Below are 20,326 nucleotides of genomic sequence, written 5' to 3'. Positions count from 1 at the left end.
GTCTGTCGTCCGGTGGCGCCTCCCCTTCAGGGGTGCCGCCGCCGGGCGGCCGGACCAGGGCCGGGAGCGGTGGACCGCCGCCGTTGCCGTGATCCTTGAACCGGGTAGAGTATACTAATATATCAACCCGGGACACAAGTCGGAACCGCAAGCGGCGGGTCCTCAAGACAAGATGTCGCAACTGTCAGGTGCCGACTGCCCGGTGGCGGGGGCAGGGGGAGCCCGATCCGGCCTCAGCCGGCCGTGGCGGTCGGTCCGTTGGCGCCGCCGACCGCGACGCGGCTCTTGGCGGCGGGGGCCGTGCCGCGCGCCTCGCGGAGCAGGACGATCAGCCCGCTCAGGATGACGATCCCGGCGCCGGTCAGCACCACCGGGGTGGGGACGTCGCCCCACATCAGCCAGCCGAGCAGCGTCGCCCACAGCAGGCCGCTGTAGCTGAACGGCCCGATCACCACCGCCGGGGCCAGGGAATAGGCCCGCGTGCTGAAATACTGCGACCCGGCGCCCGCCAGCCCCATCAACGCCATCAGGGCGAAGCCGTGCCAGTCGGGCGTGACCCAGGCGAAGGGCAGGGTCAGGCCGGTCAGGACCGTGCAGATCAGGGTGAAGTAGAAGACGGTGGTCACCGGCCGTTCCGTCCGGCCGAGCTGCCGCATGGCGATCATCGCCAGGGCGTAGGAGAAGGCCGCCGCCAGCGCCACCAGGGCGCCGCTGTCGATCGCCTCGCCGCTCGGCCGCACCATGACCAGCACGCCGATGAAGCCGACGCCCACGGCGCTCCAGCGGTGGGCGCGCACCCGCTCGCCCAGCAGCGGCACCGACAGGGCGGTGACGAACAGCGGGGCGGCATAGGAGATCGCCACCGCGTTGGCCAGCGGCATCAGGTGATAGGACCAGAACAGCAGGAGCATCGAGGTCAGCCCGATCACCGACCGCCAGGCATGGCCCAGCGGATGGGTCGTGCGCAGGCACTGCCGGCCGCCGGCCGCCACCATCGCCGCCGCGGGAACCAGGGCGAACAGGTTGCGGAAGAAGGTGACCTCGGTCAGCGGATAGCTTTCCGCGAGCGACTTGGCGAGCGCGTTCATCACCGTCATCAGCGCCATGGCGATCAGCATCGACAGGATGCCGTTCCGGGCGCTGTCCCGGGACGGGGATTCGGCTGCGGAAGCTGTCGTCGCGGGCATGCCGGCTTATCCCCAGGGAATGAGGCTGATGACGATCACCGCGACGAACAGCGAGGCGCCGGCGGCGGCGAAGACGTGGGAGCGCCAGGTCGCGGCCGCGCGGGGGGCGATCCGCAGGGCCTGGACGAAGCACAGGATGCCGAAGATGTAGAGCAGGGCCAGCAGGGTATCGGTGTTCATGGAAGCTCTCCTGCCCGCGGACGCCCCGCCGGTCGGGCGGGGGCGTCCGCGGATGCAGTCAGTCCGCCGCGGCCAGCACCGGGGCCGCCTGCTCGGCCTGCAGGACGCGCAGCGTGTGGCGGGCGATCATCTGCTCCTCGTCGGTCGGGATGACGTAGACGGGGATGCGGCTGTCGGCGGCGGAGATGCGGGTCGCCTTGGCACGGTTGGCCGCCGGGTCGAGCCGGACGCCCAGCCACCCCAGCTTCTCCGTCACCCGCGCGCGCACCAGCGTCGAGTTCTCGCCGACGCCGGCGGTGAACACCACCGCGTCCAGCCCGCCCATCGAGGCGGCCAGCGCCGCACCCTGCTTGGCGACGCCGTGGCAGAACAGCTCGACCGCCTCGGCAGCCTCGGGCGCCTCCGACCCCTCCAGGTCGCGCATGTCGTTGGAGATGCCGGACACCCCCAGCATGCCGGACTTGTGGTAGAGCAGCTTCTCGATCTCGTCCGCGCCATAGCCCTTCTGGCGCATCAGGTAGATCAGCACGCCGGGGTCGATGGTGCCCGGCCGCGTTCCCATCGGCACGCCGTCCAGCGCCGTGAAGCCCATCGTGGTGTCGACGCTGCGCCCCGCCGCCATGGCGCACAGGCTCGCCCCGCTGCCCAGGTGGCAGACCAGCACCCGCGCGTCGGCCAGCTCGGGAGCGACCTGCGGCAGGCGGTGGGCGATGTACTCGTAGCTCAGGCCGTGGAAGCCGTAGCGCCGCACGCCCTCCTGCGTCAACTCGCGCGGGATGGCGAAGACCTGCGACTGCCAGGGCTGGCTCTGGTGGAAGGCGGTGTCGAAGCAGGCGACCTGCGGCAGTTCCGGATAGACGTCGGCCAGCGCGCCGATGGCCGCCAGATTGTGCGGCTGGTGCAGCGGGGCCAGCGGCACGATGGCCTCCAGCTCCGCCATGACCTGCGGCGTGACGCGCACCGGGGCGGCGAAGCGGGTGCCGCCATGCACCACCCGGTGGCCGGCCGCCACCAGCTTCGCCCCGCCGAGCTGCGAGCGGATCCAGTCCAGCAGGTAGCCGAGCAGGGCGGCGCGGTCGGACTGGTCCAGCGCGGTGGAGGCGAGGACGTGCTTGTGCGCGTCCTTGGCCTCGAACTTGGCCTGCTGGGTGCCGATGCCGGACATCTGGCCGGTGAAGACGACCTCCAGGTCCTCGGTGCCCGAGCCCTGGAAGACGCAGAACTTCAGGCTCGACGAGCCCGCGTTGATGATGAGATAGGCGTTACGTTCGGACATGACACGCGTTCCTTGATTCCGCAAAGGCCCGTCACTCGGCGGCCATGGCCAGCGAGGGCTTGCGGCGCGAGGCGGCGACCAGCGAGGCGACGGCGCAGGAGGCGAGCCGGGCCCGCACGTTGTCGGCGCGGCTGGTGAGGATGACCGGCACCTTGGCGCCCAGCACGATGCCGGCGAGGTCGGCGTTGGCCAGGAAGGAGAGCTGCTTGACCAGCATGTTGCCGGCCTCCAGGTCCGGGGCGAGCAGGATGTCCGGCTGGCCGGCGACCGGCGAGGTGATGCCCTTGGTGCGGGCGGCCTCGGCGGAGATGGCGTTGTCGAAGGCCAGCGGGCCGTCGAGGATGCCGCCGGTGATCTGGCCGCGGTCGGCCATCTTGCACAGCGCGGCCGCTTCCAGCGTGGTGTTGATCTTCGGGTTGATCGTCTCGACCGCCGACAGGATGGCGACGCGCGGGGTGGCGACGCCCAGCACCTTGGCGAGGTCGATGGCGTTCTGGACGATGTGGACCTTGTCCTCCAGCGTCGGATAGATGTTGATCGCCGCGTCGGTGATCAGCAGCGTCTTGTTGTAGGTCGGCACGTTCATCAGGAAGACGTGGCTGATGCGGCTGGCGGTGCGCAGCCCCGTCTCCTTGCGGACCACCTCGCTCATCAGCTCGTCGGTGTGCAGGCTGCCCTTCATCACGGCTTCCGCCTCGCCGGTGCGGGCGAGCGCCACGGCGGCGGCGGCGGCGGCGCGGCTGTGGGCGGCGTCGACGACGCGGTAGCGGGTGATGTCGAGCCCGTTGGCCGCCGCGACCTCGCGGATGGCGGTCTCCGGACCGACCAGGATCGGCTCGATCAGCCCGGCCTCGGCGGCCTCGACGGCGCCCTTGAGCGAGCTGGCGTCGCAGGGATAGGCGACGGCGGTGACGACCGGGGGCAGGTCGTCGCACTTGGCGAGCAGTGCCTCGTGCTTGTCGTGGCGGATCATCTGGATCTGCGGCAGCTCATGCGCCGGCAGGCGGACCTTGCGGGTCGGGGCGATGACCTCGGCGGTGCCGGAGACGACGATCTCGCCGTCCTGGTTGGTGCACTGGCAGTCGAAGACGACGATGTTCCTGTCGGCGCGCTTCTCGGTCACCGTGACGGTGGCGGTGACGATGTCGCCGAGGCCGACCGGGCGGCGGAACTGCAGGGTCTGGCCGGCATAGAGCGAGCCGGCGCCGGGCAGGTAGGTGCCGAGCACGCCGGAGATCAGCGAGCCGGTCCACATGCCCGGGCCGATGACCTTCTGGAAGCGGCTGTCGGCGGCGAACTTGGCGTCGAGGTGGGCCGGGTTGATGTTGCCCGAAACGGTCGCGAACAGCTCCACGTCCATGATGGTGAGCTGGCGCGACAGGCTGGCCGTCTGCCCGATCTGGATCTCGTCGAAGGTGACGTTCTCGATGGCGGCGCCGTTGGCGGCCTTGCCGATGCTTTCAATGGAACTCACGACAGGATACTCCGATTTGGAGAGAGGGCCCGGCGGCAGGATCCGGCGATCGGGCTCTGGACTGGCTTGGACGATAGGAGAACTGAAGCTGAAGAGGGGCCGCCTTCGCGGGAGCGGTAGAATAGTGGTGCGAGCGGCTGCGGGCGGGGGCCGACCGGTGTCCCGGGTCAGTGCGCCCGCCGGCTCGGCCGTCGGTAGATGAACCAGTAGACGGCGCCGACGAGCAGCGCGCCGCCGATCCAGTTTCCGGCGGTGACGGCGGCGAGGTTGACGAGGTAGTGGGCGACGTCGATGGGCGGGAAGCGGTGCCCGATGTCGGCCCAGAAGGCGTCGGGGGCGCCGCGCTCGATGAGCAGGCCGAGCGGGATGAAGTACATGTTGGCGACGCAGTGCTCGAAGCCGGCGGCGACGAAGGCGCTGACCGGCAGGGTGATCGCCAGGATCTTGTCGGTGACGCTGCGGGCGCCGAGCGCCAGCCACACCGCCAGGCAGACCAGGACGTTGCACAGGATGCCGAGGAAGAAGGCCTGTCCGGTGGGCAGGCCGCTCTTGGCGGTGGCGATGTACATGGCCTGCGCGCCGACGGCGCCATGGCCGAAGCCGTACTGGCCGGAGAGGAAGACGAGCAGGGCGGTGCCGAGGGCGCCGACGAAGTTGCCGATCCACACCAGCGTCCAGACGCGCATCATCTGGCGGGCGGTCAGCCGGCCGCTGGCCCAGGCCATGACCATCAGCGCGTCGCCGGTGAAGAGCTGGGCGCCGCCGACGATGACCAGCACGAGGCCGAGCGAGAAGACCAGCCCGCCCAGCAGCTTGGTGACGCCGAAGGGCATCATGCCCTCGGCCCCCGACATCACGACCGTGGCGATCATGCCGCCGAGCGCGATGAAGGCGCCGGCCAGGATCGCCAGCACGAACAGCGTCGCCGTGTCGTAGCTTGCCTTCTTGACGCCGAGATTCTCGGCGGCGAGCGCGATGGCGTCGGGCAGCAGGGCGTCGAGGGCCGGCGTCTGGCCGGACGGCGCGTAGGGAACCGGAGAGGCGGCGGCAGGCTGTTCCGGACTCCTCACATCGTAGGTGTCCATGGTGGTCGTCCTTCTGTCGGCTCAGGTCACCGGCAGGCCGCGTGCCCGGAACAGATCGCGCACTTGCCCGGTCAGTTCGTCGGAGGGCGGCTGGGTGTTGGCCAGCTTGTAACGTTGTCCGAGGGCGCGCCACTTGTGCTCGCCCATCTTGTGGAAAGGCAGGACGTCGACCCGCTCCACCACGCCGAGTCCGGCGGCGAACTCCGCCAGCTCCGCGATCTCCGCGAGGTCGTCGCTGAGGCCGGGAACCAGCACGTAGCGCAGCCAGATCGCCTTGCCCATCTGCGACAGCCGCTCGGCGAACTCCAGCGTCGGCCGCAGCGGAACGCCGGTGATGGTGCGGTGGGTCGCCTCCTTGAAGGCCTTGATGTCGAGCAGCACCAGGTCGACGTCCGCCAGGAGGTGGTCGTCGGCATGGCTGCCGAGGAATCCCGAGGTGTCGAGCGCCGTATGCAGCCCCAGCTCCTTCGCCCCGCGGAACAGCGCGGCGCTGAACTCGGGCTGGACCAGCGGCTCGCCGCCGCTCAGCGTCAGGCCGCCACGGGCCCGCCGCAGGAACGGCGCGTAGCTCGCCAGTTCCGCCACGATCTCGTCCGACTGGGTCGGCGTGCCGTCATGCAGGTGCCAGGTGTCCGGGTTGTGACAGTACTGGCAGCGCAGCGGGCAGCCGGAGAGGAACAGGACGTAGCGGATACCCGGACCGTCCACCGTGCCGCCGGTCTCCACGGAGTGGACCCAGCCGCGGATGGACGGGGAACGGGTGGGCTTGGCAGCGCCCGCCCCCAGGGAAATTCCCTGGGGGACAGGCGCCGCCATGGCGTCAGTGCTTGTCATGGAAGGTCCGGGAGATGACGTCGAGCTGCTGCTCGCGCGTCAGCTTGATGAAGTTGACGGCATAGCCGGACACCCGGATGGTGAGCTGCGGATAGAGCTCCGGATGGTCCATGGCGTGCAGCAGCGTCTCGCGGTCGAAGACGTTGACGTTGATGTGGTGGCCGCCCTGGGCGAAGTAGCCGTCGAGCAGACCCACCAGATTGTCCACCCGCTCGCCCTCGGTGCGTCCCAGGGCGCCCGGCACGATGGTGAAGGTGTAGCTGATGCCGTCCTGCGCGTGCGCGTAGGGCAGCTTCGCCACCGACGCCATCGAGGCCACCGCCCCCTTCCTGTCCCGCCCGTGCATCGGGTTGGCTCCCGGCGCGAAGGGCTGGCCGGCCTTGCGGCCGTCCGGCGTGTTGCCCGTCTTCTTGCCGTACACCACGTTGGAGGTGATGGTCAGCACCGACTGCGTCGGCAGCGCGTTGCGGTAGGTCTTCTGCTTGCGCAGCATCCCCATGAAGGTCTCGACCAGCCAGGTCGCGATGGCGTCCACCCGCTCGTCGTTGTTGCCGAAGGCCGGGTACTCGCCCTCGATCACGAAGTCGGTCGCCAGCCCGCGCTCGTCGCGCACCACCTTCACCGTGGCGTGCCGGATCGCCGACAGGCTGTCCGCCACCACCGACAGGCCGGCGATGCCGCAGGCCATGGTGCGCAGGATGTCGCGGTCGTGCAGCGCCATCTCCAGCCGCTCGTACATGTACTTGTCGTGCATGTAGTGGATGGTGTTGAGCGCGTTCATGTAGGCCTTGGCCAGCCACTCCATCATCGGCACGAAGCGCGCCACCACCGTGTCGTAGTCGAGCACGTCGCCGGTGACCGGCGCGAAGGCCGGGCCGACCTGCTCGCCCGACACCTCGTCGCGCCCGCCGTTGATGGCGTACAACAGCGTCTTGGCCAGGTTGGCGCGGGCGCCGAAGAACTGCATCTGCTTGCCGATGCGCATGGCCGAGACGCAGCAGGCGATGCTGTAGTCGTCGCCCCAGTAGGGCCGCATCAGGTCGTCGCTCTCGTACTGCAGCGAGCAGGTCCTGATCGAGGTCTCGGCGCAGAAGGCCTTGAAGCCCTCCGGCAGCTTCTCCGACCACAGCACCGTCAGGTTCGGCTCGGGCGCCGGGCCGAGGTTGTGCAGGGTCTGCAGCATGCGGAAGCTGTTCTTCGTCACCAGCGGCCGGCCGTCCAGCGCCATGCCGCCGATGCACTCGGTCACCCAGGTCGGGTCGCCGGAGAACAGCTGGTCGTATTCCGGCGTGCGCAGGAAGCGGACCATGCGCAGCTTCATGACGAAGTGGTCGATCAGCGCCTGGGCCTCGGCCTCGCACAGCGTGCCCTCGCGCAGGTCGCGCTCGATGTAGACGTCGAGGAAGCTGGAGACGCGGCCCAAGGACATGGCGGCACCGTTGGCCTCCTTGACCGCCGCCAGATAGGCCAGATAGGTCCACTGCACCGCCTCGCGGGCGTTGGCGGCCGGGCGGGCGACGTCGAAGCCGTAGGACTTGGCCATCTTGACCAGGTCCTTGAGGGCCTTGATCTGCTCGGCCAGCTCCTCGCGCAGGCGCAGGGTATCCTCGTCGAGGCTGTTGAGCTCGAGCGACTTGACCTGGGCCTTCTTGTCCTTGATCAGGAAGTCGGCGCCGTAGAGCGCGAGGCGGCGGTAGTCGCCGATGATGCGGCCGCGGCCGTAGGCGTCGGGCAGCCCGGTGATGACGCCGGACTTGCGGCAGCGCAGGGCCTCCTCGGAGTAGGCGTCGAAGACGCCGTCGTTGTGGGTCTTGCGCAGGGCCGGGAAGACCTCCTCGAGCTTGGGCGAGGGGGTGTAGCCGTAGGCCTCGAGGCCGTTCTTGACCATGCGCCAGCCGCCGAAGGGCATGATGGCGCGCTTGAGGGGCTTTTCGGTCTGCAGGCCGACGATGAGCTCGAGGTCCTGGTCGATGTAGCCCGGGGCGTGCGAGGTGATCGAGGAGAAGACCTCGGTATCGGCGTCGAGCACGCCGCCCTGGCTCGCCCGCTCCTTCTTCAGGAGCTCCGCCACCTCGTCCCAAAGCTGCTTCGTCTTGCCCGTCGGGCCGGCCAGGAAGCTCGAATCCCCTTCATAGGGGGCCACGTTGCGCACGATGAAGTCGCGGACATTGACTTCTTTCCGCCACACGCCGGCTGCGAATCCGCGCCAGGGGGCGGGCTGCTCCGCTTGGGTCGACCGGTCCAGGATGTTGTCCGCTAGCATGGTGTCCATGATGTCTCCTCACAATGGCTTCCGGTGATCGCCACGCAGGCTCGACGGTTGTCCCCCCGGATCGGCCGGAGAAAGCTGGTGGCGGCACAGCCGCTTGTGTTGGTAATCACGAGGTCCGTGGCAGCTTGTCAGCGTGTAGGCCTGCCAGGAGAGAGCGTGTTTTGTAGTAATGCTACATACGCCTTTGGACCGGGGCCGAAAAGCCCCTAAGACTCGTCAGAGCGCTACGAAAGCCGCAGTTTTGCGCGACAAACCGCCGCACTGGCTCCCCGGCTCATCCGCCTTCCCCAGGGATTCCCGGAAGGGTGGAGGAACCCTCCGCCACCCTTCTCGCGGGCTATGTAGTAGTTTTCCTACATTTATGGAAACGGGTATGCGGATCCCGTGACGCCTACAGCGCAGCCTCTTCCAGGGCGTCGAGTGTGCCGCCGAGGGTGTCCGCGGCGGTTTCGGCGGAGCGGGCGGGCTCGGGTTGTGCGGGTCGCTCGACCCAGGCGATGCGCAGGACGTTTGTCGAGCCCGGCATGCCGAAGGGGACGCCGGCGGTGATGACCAGCCGCTGGCCGTCCCTGGCCAGCCCATGGGCATGCGCCAGCCTTGTGGCCTTGTGCACCATGTCGGAGAAGTTCTGCACATCCTCCGACAGCACGCTGTGCACCCCGTAGGCCAGCACCAGGCGGCGCGCCGTCCCCAGGCTGGCGGTCAGGCCGAGGATGGGCACCGCCGGCCGCTCGCGCGCCGCGCGCAGCGTGGTCGAGCCGCTGGTCGTGTAGGTGACGATCGCCGCCGCCTGCACCGTCTCGGCGACCTGGCGCGCCGCCGCGGTGATGGCGTCGGCCTCGGTGCTCTCCGGGGCGGCGTGCTGGGCGTCCATCATGGTGCGGTAGAGCGGGTCGTCCTCGACCCGCCGGGCGATGCGGTTCATGATCGACACCGCCTCGATGGGATAGGCGCCGCTGGCGGTCTCGGCCGACAGCATCACCGCGTCGGCGCCGTCGAACACCGCGGTGGCGACGTCGGACGCCTCGGCGCGGGTCGGGGCGGGGGCGGCGACCATCGACTCCAGCATCTGGGTGGCGACGATCACCGGCTTGCCGGCGCGGCGCGCCTCGGCGACGATGCGCTTCTGGATCGAGGGCACGTCCTCGGGCGGCATCTCGACGCCGAGGTCGCCGCGCGCCACCATGACGCCGTCGGACAGCTCGACGATGCGCGCGAGATGGTCGATGGCCTGGGGCTTCTCCAGCTTGGACAGCAGGGCGGCGCGGCCGCCGATCAGCTTGCGCGCCTCCAGCACGTCCTCGGGACGCTGGACGAAGCTCAGCGCCACCCAGTCGACCCCCTGGTCGAGGGCGAAGGCGAGGTCGGCGCGGTCCTTGGCGGTGAGGGGCGACAGCGGCAGGACGACGCCGGGGACGTTGACGCCCTTGCGGTCGGAGAGCCGGGTGCCGGAGACGACGAGCGTGTCGGCGTGGCCGGGGCTGCAGTCGATGACGCGCAGGCGCACGCGGCCGTCGTCGAGCAGCAGTTCGGCGCCGGGTTCGAGGGCGGCGAAGATCTCGGGATGGGGCATGCCGACGCGGCTGGCGGTGCCGGGCTCGGGGAGAGGTCGAGGCGGAAGCCCTGGCCGGGGATGAGGTCGACGGGGCCGTCGGCGAAGCGTCCCAGGCGCAGCTTGGGCCCCTGCAGGTCGGCCATGATGGCCATCGGGCGTCCGGCGTCCTGCTCCAGGGCGCGGATGGCGCGGATGCGGGCGCCGTGGTCGTCGTGCGAGCCGTGGCTGAAGTTGAGGCGGAAGACGTCGACGCCCGCCTCGAACAGCGCGCGGATCATCTCAGGCGACGTGCTGGACGGACCCAGAGTGGCGACGATCTTCGTCTGCCGGAAACGGCGGGCGTGCTTTCCCGTACTCATGATGGCGTTGCTCGCGTCTAAGAAAAGAGGCCGGCACGACTGAACGTGCCGGCCCCGTCGTTTCGGGTGCGATGGCGGGCCGGAGAGGACCGGCCGGAGCGCGGCTTACTTGGCGTTTGCCATGGCGACGGCGGTGTCGCTCATGCGGTTGGAGAAGCCCCACTCGTTGTCGTACCAGGTCATGATGCGGACGAAATTGCCGTCGATGACCTTGACCTCCTTCAGCGCGAAGATCGAGCTGTGCGGGTCGTGGTTGAAATCGGTGGAGACGAGGTCCTCGTCATAGACGCCGAGGATGCCCTTGAGCGGACCGTTGGCGGCGTCGGCGATCGCCTTCTGGATCTCCTCGGCGGTGGTGGCGCGCCTGGCGGTGAACTTGAAGTCGACCACCGAGACGTTGGGCGTCGGCACGCGGATGGCGGTGCCGTCCAGCTTGCCCTTCAGCTCCGGCAGCACCTTGCCCACCGCCTTGGCCGCGCCGGTCGAGGTCGGGATCATGTTCAGGGCCGCCGCGCGGGCGCGGTGCAGGTCCTTGTGGTTGGTGTCCACGATCCGCTGGTCGCCGGTGTAGGAGTGGATGGTGGTCATGAAGCCCTTCTCGATGCCCACGAGGTTGTGGAGCACGAAGGCGACCGGAGCCAGGCAGTTGGTGGTGCAGGAGGCGTTGGAGACGATCTTGTGCCCGGCCTTCAGCGCGTCGTGGTTGACGCCGTAGACGACGGTGATGTCCTCGTCGGTGGCCGGGGCGGAGATCAGCACCTTCTCCGCACCGGCTTCCAGATGCTTGGCGGCGTCGGCGCGCTTGGTGAAGATGCCCGAGCATTCCATGGCGACCTGGACGCCCAGCTCCTTCCACGGCAGCTTGGCCGGGTCGCGCTCCTGGATGACCTTGATCGAATGGCCGTTGACGATCAGCACGCCCTCGCCGGTCTCGATGGTGCCGGGGAAGCGGCCGTGGACGCTGTCGTACTTCAGCAGGTGGGCGTTGGCCTTCAGGTCGGCCAGGTCGTTGATCGCCACGACCTCGACGTCCTTGCGGCCGCTCTCGTAGATCGCGCGAAGGACCAGACGGCCGATGCGGCCAAACCCGTTGATTGCTACACGAACAGCCATGTGGGACTCCAGTGATGTCCTGTCGGGGCGGGCGGAATGGCCCGCCCCATTTTCTGTGTCGGAATGCGGTTATCGGAGCGACCGGCCGGTCACTTCGTGGACGCGGCCTTGCGCAGCGCGGTCACCTTCTCGGCGGGCTTCGCCGCGGCGGCCTTTTCCGGCTCGGCCTGCCGCTCGGTCTGCTCGACGTAGGCGCGTCCGTAGTAGCTGTCGAGGAGGAGCTGCTTGAGCTCGCTGACCAGGGGGAAGCGCGGGTTGGCGCCGGTGCACTGGTCGTCGAAGGCGGCCTCGGCGATGGCGTCCACCCGCGCCAGGAACTCCGCCTCGGGAACCCCCGCCGCCTGGATCGACGCCGGGATGTCCAGCGTCCGCTTCAGCTCGTCCACCCAGGCGATCAGCATCTCCACCCGCTCATGGTCGCGGCTGCCGCCCAGGCCCAGGTGCCGCGCCACCTCGGCATAGCGCGCCACCCCCTTGGGCCGGTCGTACTGGCTGAACGCCGTCTGCTTGGTCGGGATGTCCGCCGCGTTGTAGCGGATCACGTTCGAGATCAGCAGCGCGTTCGCCAGGCCGTGCGCCAGGTGGAACTCCGCCCCCAGCTTGTGCGCCATCGAGTGGCACACCCCGAGGAAGGCGTTGGCGAAGGCGATGCCGGCGATCGTCGCCGCGTTGTGCACCTGCTCGCGCGCCTTGGGGTCCTTCGCCCCGTTGCGGTAGGCCGAGGGCAGATACTCCTTCAGCAGCTTCAGCGCCTGCAGCGCCTGGCCGTCGCTGTACTCGTTGGCCAGCACCGAGGCGTAGGCCTCCAGCGCATGCGTCACCGCGTCGATGCCGCCCGCCGCCGTCAGCGACCTGGGCATGTCCATCACCAGGTTGGCGTCGATGATCGCCATCGTCGGCGTCAGCTCATAGTCGGCGATCGGGTACTTCACCCCGGTGCGCTCGTCGGTCACCACCGCGAAGGGCGTCACCTCCGACCCGGTGCCCGAGGTCGTCGGCACCGCGACGAACTGCGCCTTCACCCCCAGCTTGGGGAACTTGTAGATGCGCTTGCGGATGTCCATGAAGCGCAGCGCCAAGTCCTCGAACGCCACCTCGGGCGCCTCGTACATCACCCAGATGATCTTGGCCGCGTCCATCGGCGAGCCGCCGCCCAGCGCCAGGATGACGTCGGGCCGGAAGGCGTTGGCCAGCGCCAGGCCCCGGCGCACCACCGCCAGCGTCGGATCGGCGCTGACCTCGAAGAAGGTCTCCACCTCCAGCCCCTGGGCCTTGAGGATGCGCACCGTCTCGGCGACGTGGCCGTTCTCGAACAGGAAGCGGTCGGTGACGATCAGGCAGCGCTTGCGCCCCTGCAGCTCCTCCAGCGCGAAGGGCAGGCAGCCGCGGCGGAAGTAGATCGACTTGGGCAGCTTGTGCCAGAGCATGTTCTCCGCCCTCTTGGCCACGGTCTTGCGGTTGAGCAGATGCTGCGGCCCGACATTCTCCGAGATCGAGTTGCCGCCCCACGAGCCGCAGCCCAGCGTCAGCGACGGCGCCAGACGGAAGTTGTAGAGGTCGCCGATGCCGCCCTGCGAGGAGGGGGTGTTGATCAGGATGCGCGCCGTCTTCATCACCTGCCCGAAGTGGCGCACCCGCTCGGCCTGCTGGTCCTGGTCGGTGTAGAGCACCGAGGTGTGGCCGATGCCGCCCAGCGCCACCAGCTCGGCCGCCGTCCGGCAGGCGGCGGCGAAGTCGCCGGCGCGGTAGAGGGCGAGCGTCGGCGACAGCTTCTCGTGGGCGAAGGCCTCCTCCTCGGACACCTCGCTGACCTCGGCGATCAGCACCTTGGTGTGGGCGGGCACGCTGATGCCGGCCATCTCGGCGATGCGGCGGGCCGACTGGCCGACGATGGCGGCGTTCAGGCTGCCGTTGTTCAGCAGCACCTTGCGCACCGCGTCGGCCTCGGCGGGCGACAGGATGTGGCCGCCATGCTTCGCGAAGCGCTCGCGCACCGCCTCGTAGGCCTGCTCGACGACGATGACCGACTGCTCGGAGGCGCAGACGACGCCGTTGTCGAAGGTCTTGGACATCAGGACGGAGGCGACGGCGCGCTTGATGTCGGCGAACTCGTCGATCACCGCCGGGGTGTTGCCGGCGCCGACGCCGATGGCCGGCTTGCCCGAGGAGTAGGCGGCCTTGACCATGCCCGGCCCGCCGGTGGCGAGGATGAGGTTGATGTCCGGGTGGTGCATGATGGCGTTGGACAGCTCGAGCGACGGCTCGTCGATCCAGCCGATGATGTCCTGCGGCGCGCCGGCGGCCACCGCCGCCTCCAGCACCAGCCGGGCGGCCTCGCAGGTCGCCTTGCGGGCGCGGGGTGGGGGGAGAAGACGATGCCGTTGCGGGTCTTCAGGCAGATCAGCGCCTTGAAGATGGCGGTGGAGGTCGGGTTGGTGGTGGGGACGATGGCGCAGATCAGGCCGACCGGCTCGGCGATCGTCATGATGCCGTACTCGGGATCCTCCTCGAGGATGCCGCAGGTCTTCTCGTCCTTGTACTTGTTGTAGATGTACTCGGAGGCGAAGTGGTTCTTCACCACCTTGTCCTCCATCACGCCCATGCGCGTCTCCTCCACCGCCATCTTGGCCAGCGGAATGCGCGCGTTCGCCGCAGCCAGCGCCGCATGGCGGAAGATGTGGTCGACCTTCTCCTGCGGATACTCCGCAAATTGCCGCTGCGCCTCCTTCACTCGGGAGACCAGGGCGTTCAGTTCGGCTGTCGTTGCAACAGGCATCGCTCTCACCTGCATCGGTTGGAGGTGCGGCAGATCGGCCCGATGCGGAGCCTGTGCCGCTGGCGCGTTCTTCGATCGGCGGAACCCGGCAGGAAGGAAGCCGGACCGTCGGGTGACATCACGGCCCGAAAGCCGCGGGTGGCGTGGAGGCTCCGGCTGCGGGCAGGATGGGGGATGGACCCATCCCAGTGCCCGCATGCCGGTTCCAGAATACCGGTTTCCGGATCTCCGCCGGTATGGCGGGCTGATGCCGGCGGGCGTTGAGGAGGCGTCTCGCTCCCGCCCGATGTAGTAAAGCTACATTATGCGGTACCTGCCGTTCCGGCAAGAGGGAACATAGGGAATCTCTGTGTTTCCTGCTTCGCAGCGGTGCGACATTCTGTCGTCCCTGGATCTTTCGTGACGAATCCGGCGGGCCGCTTTTCCGCAGGATGTAGTGAAACTACATGTAGTAAGGTCGGATCGAAGGATCGGGCGACGGGCGGCTGCGTGAACCGGCCCGCCCGGCCGGACCCACCCCCGCGGTTGCCGCCGGGGATCTACCAGCCGACGAGGAAGGGGCGATGCTGACGCGGATCGAGGCGCTACGTGACCAGTTCCGGCCATCGGAGCGCAAGCTGGCGGAGTATGTGCTCGCCCAGCCGGGGGAGGTCATCAACCTGCACATGGCCGACCTGGCCAAGCGCGTCGGGGTCAGCGAGCCGACCATCGCCCGGTTCTGCGCCACGCTGGGATGCAGCGGCTTTAGGGAGTTCAAGATCAAGCTGGCGCAGAACATCGCCGGCGGCATGCCCTTCATCCACCAGGACGTCCGCCCGGAGGACCGCGCCGAGGCGATCATCGGCAAGCTTGCCGACCGCACCATCAACAACCTGATGAAGGTGCGCGCCAACCTGTCGGCCAGCGCCGTGGAACGCGCCGCGGACCTGATGGCGCGGGCGCGGCGGATCGAATTCTACGGGGCCGGCAACTCCGGCATCGTCGCGCAGGACATCCAGCACAAGTTCTTCCGGCTGGGCATCCCGACGGTCGCCTACATCGACCCGCACGTCTACAACATGTCGGCCCTGTCGCTCAGCCGCGGCGACGTGGTGGTGACGGTGTCCAACTCCGGACGCGCCCGGGACATCATCGAGAGTGCGGAGAATGCGCTGTCGGTCGGGGCGGACGTGATCGCCCTGACCTGCTCCGGCTCGCCGCTGGCGCGCATCGCCACGGTCGCGCTGCTGTCGGACGTGGTCGAGGACGCCGACATTTTCGTGCCGATGACCTCGCGCATGGCGCATCTGCTGATCGGCGACATCCTCACCGTCGCGGTCGCCCTGCGCAAGGGCGAGGCGCTGCAGGAGCGGCTGGCCCGCAACAAGCAGGCCGTCCGCCAGCGCCGGATCGTGAGCTGAGCCCTGCGGGCCGGATCCGGCGCCGGGTCCGGATTATCCGATGCGGACGAACGCGCCGACCGCCTCGTCGTGGGCCCACAGCTCGCCGCTGCGCAGGTCGAACCACCAGGCGTGCAGCATCAGCTCGCCCGAGGCCTCCCGCTCGCGCACCCAGGGGAAGCTGCGGAGGTTGCGCAGCGACACCTGCAGGGCCGCCTGCTCCATCGCCCGTTCCGCCTCGGCGTCGCTCTGGCCGTCCTCGACCTGTTCGCCGGCCTCGGCGGCGATGGAGACCCAGGGGGTGATGAACTCGCGCTCCGGCCGGATGCCGCGGCGCAGCGCCCGCAGTGCCCGCATGCCGCCGCAGCCGGAATGGCCGAGCACGACGGCATGGCGCACCTGCAGGTCGCGCACCGCGAACTCCAGCGCGGCGCTGGTGCCGTGATAATGGCTTCCCGGCTGGTAGGGCGGCACGAGGTTCGCGACGTTGCGGACGACGAACAGCTCGCCCGGCTGGGTGTTGAGCAGAAGCGCCGGATCGACCCGCGAATCCGAGCAGGCGATCATCAGAACCTCGGGATGCTGGCCTTCCTTCACCAGCGCCTCGTAGAGCGCCGGCCGCTGTTCGAAATAGGTGGCGCGGAACGCGCGGAAGCCGGCGACCAAACTCTCCGTTCCCGGCATGATCCCTCTCCCTGGCCTCCGGGACGCGGCCGGCGCCTGCCGGTCCGCAGTCTCCGGGAAGACCGCTGGTTGTGTCGGGTCAGCCCGCCAGTGCGCCGGCCGTGCCGGTGCGGACCGGCAGCCGGGCGAGCAGGGCCTCGACGATCTCCTCCGGCGGGGCGCCGATGTCGACGACCAGGGCGTCGGACGGCTCCTCCAGCGTGTCGATCTGGCTCTGCAGCAGGTTCGGGTTCATGTAGTGGCCGCTGCGGCTCTTCAGCCGCTCCGCGATCAGGTCCTTGGAGCCCTTGAGGTAGACGAAGATCACATCGCCGCCGGGCGACAGCACGTCGCGGTAGGCCTGCTTCAGCGCCGAGCAGGCGACGATGGAGCTTTCGCCCGCCGCGGCCCAGCCGTCCAGCGCGCCGCGGATGGCCTGCAGCCAGGGCCAGCGGTCCTCGTCGGTGAGGGGGATGCCGGCCCGCATCTTCTCGACGTTGGCGGCGGGGTGGAAGCCGTCGGCGTCGGCGAAGCGGCAGCCCAGGCGCTTGGCCAGCGCCTCGCCGATGGTGGTCTTGCCGCAGCCGCAGACGCCCATGAGAACGATGTTCATGATGATTCCTCCTCAGACGACCTGTGCCAGCAGCATCGTGAAGGCGAAGGCGGTGACGGCCAGGATGGTTTCCATGACGGTCCAGGTCTTCAGCGTCTGGGGCACCGTCATGTTGAAGTATTCCTTGATCAGCCAGAAGCCGCTGTCATTGACATGCGACAGGATCACCGAACCGGCGCCGGTGGCGAGCACCAGCAGCTCCGGCCGCACGGAACCGGGGTTGGCGGCGGCCAGCGGGGCGACGATGCCCGCGGCGGTGGTCATGGCGACGGTGGCCGAGCCGGTGGCGACGCGGATCACCGCGGCGACGACGAAGGCCAGGACGATGGAGGAAATCTGCAGGCTGGTCGCCAGATCGGCGATGGCCTTGCCGACGCCGCTGTCGAGCAGCACGCGGTTGAAGCCGCCGCCGGCGCCGATGACCAGCAGGATGGTGGCGGTCGGGCCGAGGCAGTCGCTGGTGAACTTCAGGATCTGCTCGCGGCCGAAGCCCTGGCGGGTGCCGAAGGTGTAGAAGCTGAAGAGCAGCGCGATCAGCAGCGAGACGACGGGGTTGCCGATGAAGTTCAGGGCGATGCGGACGCTGTTCTCCTTGGGCAGGGTCAGCTCGGCGCCGCTCGACAGCACCATCAGGATGACCGGCAGCAGGATGGTCAGCATGGAGAGGCCGAAGCCCGGCAGCTCCGTCCGGTCGGTGGTGCCGAGCTGGGCGGCCATCGGGTTGTTGGCGGGCAGCTCGATCTGCGGGCTGATCCACTGGGCGTAGATCGGGCCGGCGATCGCCGCCGCCGGCAGGCCGACGATCAGCGAGTAGATGATGGTCAGGCCGACGTCCGCCTTGAAGGTGCCGACCGCCAGCATGGCGGCGGGGTGCGGCGGAACCAGCCCGTGCACCACCGACAGGCCGGCGACCAGCGGCAGCCCGACCTTCACCAGCGAGGTGCCGGTCTGGCGGGCGATGGTGAAGACCAGCGGGATCAGCAGGACGAAGCCGACCTGGAAGAACACCGGGACGCCGACGATGAAGGCGACGATCATGATCGCCCAATGGACGTTCTTCTCGCCGAACATGCCGATCATCGTCTTGGCGATGCGCTCGGCCCCGCCGGATTCGGCGAGCATCTTGCCGAGCATGGTGCCGAGCGCCACGACGACGGCGATGAAGCCCAGAACGCCGCCGACGCCGTTCTGGAAGGACGACACCACGGTCAGGAAGGGCATGCCGGCGGCCACGCCCATGCCGAGCGAGGCGAGCACCAGCGCGATGAAGGGGTTCAGCTTGTAGCGCGCGATCATGACGATCAGCGCGGCGATCGCGATCAATGCATAGAGCAGGAGCGCATGGCCGTTGGCCGCTGCTGCGGTTGGTGACATGGTGGAAGTCCTTCTTCTTGCTTCTTGGGGGCAGGGGGGTCGGCAAGGCTCCGCCCTTCACCGCCGCGGGCAGGCGGCGGCGGGTGGACGGAGCAGCCGGAAGGTGTAGAGCCGAAGGTGCCGAAGGGTGCCGGATGACGGTCGGCGGCCGAAGTCGGGCGCTGACGTCAGTGGCAGAAGTCAGCGGCAGAAGTCAGCGGCAGAAGTCAGCGGCAGAAGTCAGCGGCCGGAATCAGCGGCCGAAGGTGGTAGCGCCCTCCTCGGCGCTGAGCGCGATGGCCCGCAGGCCGTTGAAGAGGGAGCGGCCGAGGCCGCCGGCCAGATCGTCGGCGGGCGGGGCGGGAGGCGAGGTGCCGCGGGCGGTCCATTCCGCCTCGGGCACCAGCGCCTCGATGGTGCCGGCGTTGGCGTCGAGGCGGACGACGTCGCCGCTGCGCAGCCGGCCGATGGGGCCGCCGCCGACCGCCTCCGGCGACAGATGGATGACCGCCGGGACCTTGCCCGACGCGCCGGACATGCGGCCGTCGGTGACGAGCGCCACCTTGAAGCCCTCGTCCTGCAGCGCGCCGAGCACCGGGGTCAGGCGGTGGAGCTCGGGCATGCCGTTGGCCCGCGGGCCCTGGAAGCGGATGACGGCGACGAAGTCGCGCCGCAGCTCCCCGGTCTTGTGGGCGGCGATCATCTGCTCCTGGTTGTCGAAGACCAGGGCAGGCGCCTCGACGACGCGGTGCTCGGGCTTGACCGCCGAGACCTTGATGACGCCGCGCCCGAGGTTGCCCTGCATCAGCCGCAGCCCGCCGTCCGGAGCGAAGGGCGAGGCGACGCCGCGCAGCACCGTCTGGTCGAGGCTGAGCGAGGGGCCGTCGCGCCAGGCCAGCGCGCCGTCCTGCAGGATCGGCTCGCGGCGGTAGTGGTGCAGGCCCTCGCCGGCGACGGTGGTCACGTCGGGATGCAGGAGCCCGGCGTCGAGCAGCTCGCCGATCAGGAAGCCCATGCCGCCGGCGGCATGGAAGTGGTTCACGTCGGCCTTGCCGTTGGGATAGACGCTGGCGAGCAGCGGGACCACCTTGGACAGGTCGTCGAAATCGTCCCAGGTGATCCGGATGCCGGCCGCGGCGGCCATCGCCACCAGATGGATGGTGTGGTTGGTCGAGCCGCCGGTCGCCATCAGGGCGCTGATGCCGTTCACCACGGCCCGCTCGTCCACCACCCGGGAGATCGGGGTATAGGACGGCCCACCTGCCGTGAGGGCGAGCGCCCGGCGGGCGGCCTCGGCCGTCAGCGCGTCGCGCAGCGGGGTGTTGGGATGGACGAAGGCGGCGCCCGGCAGATGCAGGCCCATCACCTCCATCAGCATCTGGTTGGAGTTGGCGGTGCCGTAGAAGGTGCAGGTGCCGATTCCGTGATAGGCCTTGGCCTCGACGTCCAGCAGGGCGTCGCGGCCGACCTGGCCGTTGGCGAAGAGCTGGCGGACCTTGGACTTCTCGTCGTTGGAGATGCCGCTGGTCATCGGGCCGGCCGGGACGAAGACCACCGGCAGATGGCCGAACTGCAGCGCTCCGATCACGAGGCCGGGGACGATCTTGTCGCAGACGCCCAGCATCACCGCGGCGTCGAACATGTTGTGCGACAGGGCGACGGCCGTGCCCATGGCGATCACGTCGCGGCTGAGCAGCGACAGCTCCATGCCGGGATTGCCCTGGGTGACGCCGTCGCACATCGCCGGGACGCCGCCCGCCACCTGCGCCACCGCGCCGACCTCCCGCGCCGCCGCCTTCAGGATGGCCGGGTAGCCCTCGTAGGGCTGGTGGGCCGACAGCATGTCGTTGTAGGCGGTGACGATGCCGAGGTTGGCGTGGGAGCCGCTGCGCAGCCGCAGCTTGTCCGCCGCCGGCGCCGCCGCGAAGGCATGGGCCAGATTGGCGCAGGACAGGCCGCTGCGCGCCGGATGGGCCTCGGCGGTGCGCTGCGTGCGGTCCAGATAGGCGGCGCGCGTGTCGCGGCTTCGCGTGCGGATGCGCTCGGTGACCTCGACGAGCCGGGGGTGCAGCTTGCTCATGGCGGTATCTGTCGCTCTTTGACGTGTAGCTTAACTACGCTACGCCTCCGCGCCGCCCGACGCAACGACGGCCTGCGGCGCCGGGCCGGCGCGGAAGGGGTGGCCGGCCGGCCAGGCTGGGTGGCGA

13 protein-coding genes and 2 pseudogenes are annotated in these 20,326 nt (G+C 69.4%); 1 reads left to right on the top strand and 14 read right to left on the bottom strand.

Annotated elements, in window-relative coordinates; genetic code table 11:
* Nucleotides 1-233 precede the first annotated feature (233 nt).
* The 10 genes and pseudogenes from DEW08_RS27180 to adhE all read right to left on the bottom strand — a co-directional run bounded on the left by DEW08_RS27180 (nucleotide 234) and on the right by adhE (nucleotide 14,111).
* The gene (locus DEW08_RS27180) at nucleotides 234-1,187 is read right to left on the bottom strand and encodes a DMT family transporter (protein WP_245987018.1); all 954 of its coding nucleotides are present in this window, start codon (nucleotides 1,185-1,187) and stop codon (nucleotides 234-236) included.
* A gap of 6 nt (nucleotides 1,188-1,193) precedes the next feature.
* Entirely contained in the window at nucleotides 1,194-1,367 is a 174-nt protein-coding gene (locus DEW08_RS31405) for a hypothetical protein (protein ID WP_168220529.1), read from the bottom strand.
* Nucleotides 1,368-1,425: 58 nt separating this feature from the next.
* Entirely contained in the window at nucleotides 1,426-2,643 is a 1,218-nt protein-coding gene (locus DEW08_RS27175; protein ID WP_109333198.1) for an acetate/propionate family kinase, read from the bottom strand.
* Nucleotides 2,644-2,674: 31 nt separating this feature from the next.
* The gene (locus tag DEW08_RS27170; RefSeq protein ID WP_109333196.1) at nucleotides 2,675-4,117 is read right to left on the bottom strand and encodes a bifunctional enoyl-CoA hydratase/phosphate acetyltransferase; all 1,443 of its coding nucleotides are present in this window, start codon (nucleotides 4,115-4,117) and stop codon (nucleotides 2,675-2,677) included.
* A gap of 167 nt (nucleotides 4,118-4,284) precedes the next feature.
* Nucleotides 4,285-5,202 (bottom strand): formate/nitrite transporter family protein, encoded by a 918-nt coding sequence (locus DEW08_RS27165; protein WP_109333194.1) that lies wholly within the window; start codon nucleotides 5,200-5,202, stop codon nucleotides 4,285-4,287.
* Nucleotides 5,203-5,223: 21 nt separating this feature from the next.
* The gene (gene pflA, locus DEW08_RS27160; protein ID WP_109333192.1) at nucleotides 5,224-6,036 is read right to left on the bottom strand and encodes a pyruvate formate-lyase-activating protein; all 813 of its coding nucleotides are present in this window, start codon (nucleotides 6,034-6,036) and stop codon (nucleotides 5,224-5,226) included.
* The gene (gene pflB / locus DEW08_RS27155; protein ID WP_109333190.1) at nucleotides 6,023-8,308 is read right to left on the bottom strand and encodes a formate C-acetyltransferase; all 2,286 of its coding nucleotides are present in this window, start codon (nucleotides 8,306-8,308) and stop codon (nucleotides 6,023-6,025) included. The genes pflA and pflB overlap by 14 nt, the downstream gene beginning before the upstream one ends.
* 391 nt (nucleotides 8,309-8,699) lie before the next feature.
* Nucleotides 8,700-10,222: pseudogene (gene pyk / locus DEW08_RS27150) on the bottom strand (pyruvate kinase).
* A gap of 105 nt (nucleotides 10,223-10,327) precedes the next feature.
* A complete protein-coding gene (gene gap / locus DEW08_RS27145; RefSeq protein WP_109333188.1) occupies nucleotides 10,328-11,335 on the bottom strand; it encodes a type I glyceraldehyde-3-phosphate dehydrogenase in 1,008 nt (335 codons plus the stop codon).
* A gap of 89 nt (nucleotides 11,336-11,424) precedes the next feature.
* A pseudogene (adhE, locus tag DEW08_RS27140) lies at nucleotides 11,425-14,111 on the bottom strand (bifunctional acetaldehyde-CoA/alcohol dehydrogenase).
* 563 nt (nucleotides 14,112-14,674) lie between these two features.
* Between adhE and DEW08_RS27135 the strand changes: the two are divergent.
* Nucleotides 14,675-15,511 carry an SIS domain-containing protein gene (locus DEW08_RS27135; protein WP_109333186.1) on the top strand — a complete coding sequence of 279 codons (837 nt, stop codon included), beginning with the start codon at nucleotides 14,675-14,677 and terminating at the stop codon, nucleotides 15,509-15,511.
* 33 nt (nucleotides 15,512-15,544) lie between these two features.
* On the opposite strand, the gene DEW08_RS27130 is transcribed toward DEW08_RS27135, so the two are convergent.
* From DEW08_RS27130 to edd, 4 genes are all read right to left on the bottom strand, one after another.
* Complete coding sequence (locus DEW08_RS27130; RefSeq protein ID WP_109333184.1) at nucleotides 15,545-16,174, bottom strand: carbonic anhydrase; 630 nt, start codon at nucleotides 16,172-16,174, stop codon at nucleotides 15,545-15,547.
* 79 nt (nucleotides 16,175-16,253) lie between these two features.
* Complete coding sequence (locus DEW08_RS27125; protein WP_109333182.1) at nucleotides 16,254-16,766, bottom strand: gluconokinase; 513 nt, start codon at nucleotides 16,764-16,766, stop codon at nucleotides 16,254-16,256.
* Nucleotides 16,767-16,778: 12 nt separating this feature from the next.
* Nucleotides 16,779-18,140, bottom strand: coding sequence for a GntP family permease (locus DEW08_RS27120; protein WP_109333180.1), 1,362 nt, complete (start codon nucleotides 18,138-18,140; stop codon nucleotides 16,779-16,781).
* A gap of 232 nt (nucleotides 18,141-18,372) precedes the next feature.
* Entirely contained in the window at nucleotides 18,373-20,199 is a 1,827-nt protein-coding gene (edd, locus tag DEW08_RS27115) for a phosphogluconate dehydratase (protein ID WP_109333178.1), read from the bottom strand.
* Nucleotides 20,200-20,326: the final 127 nt, after the last annotated feature.

It is taken from the genome of Azospirillum thermophilum, assembly GCF_003130795.1.
GTDB classification, from domain to species: Bacteria; Pseudomonadota; Alphaproteobacteria; order Azospirillales; family Azospirillaceae; genus Azospirillum; species Azospirillum thermophilum.
The sequence above is the reverse complement of the archived record's forward strand: the minus strand, read 5'-3'. Positions and strand labels throughout refer to the sequence as shown.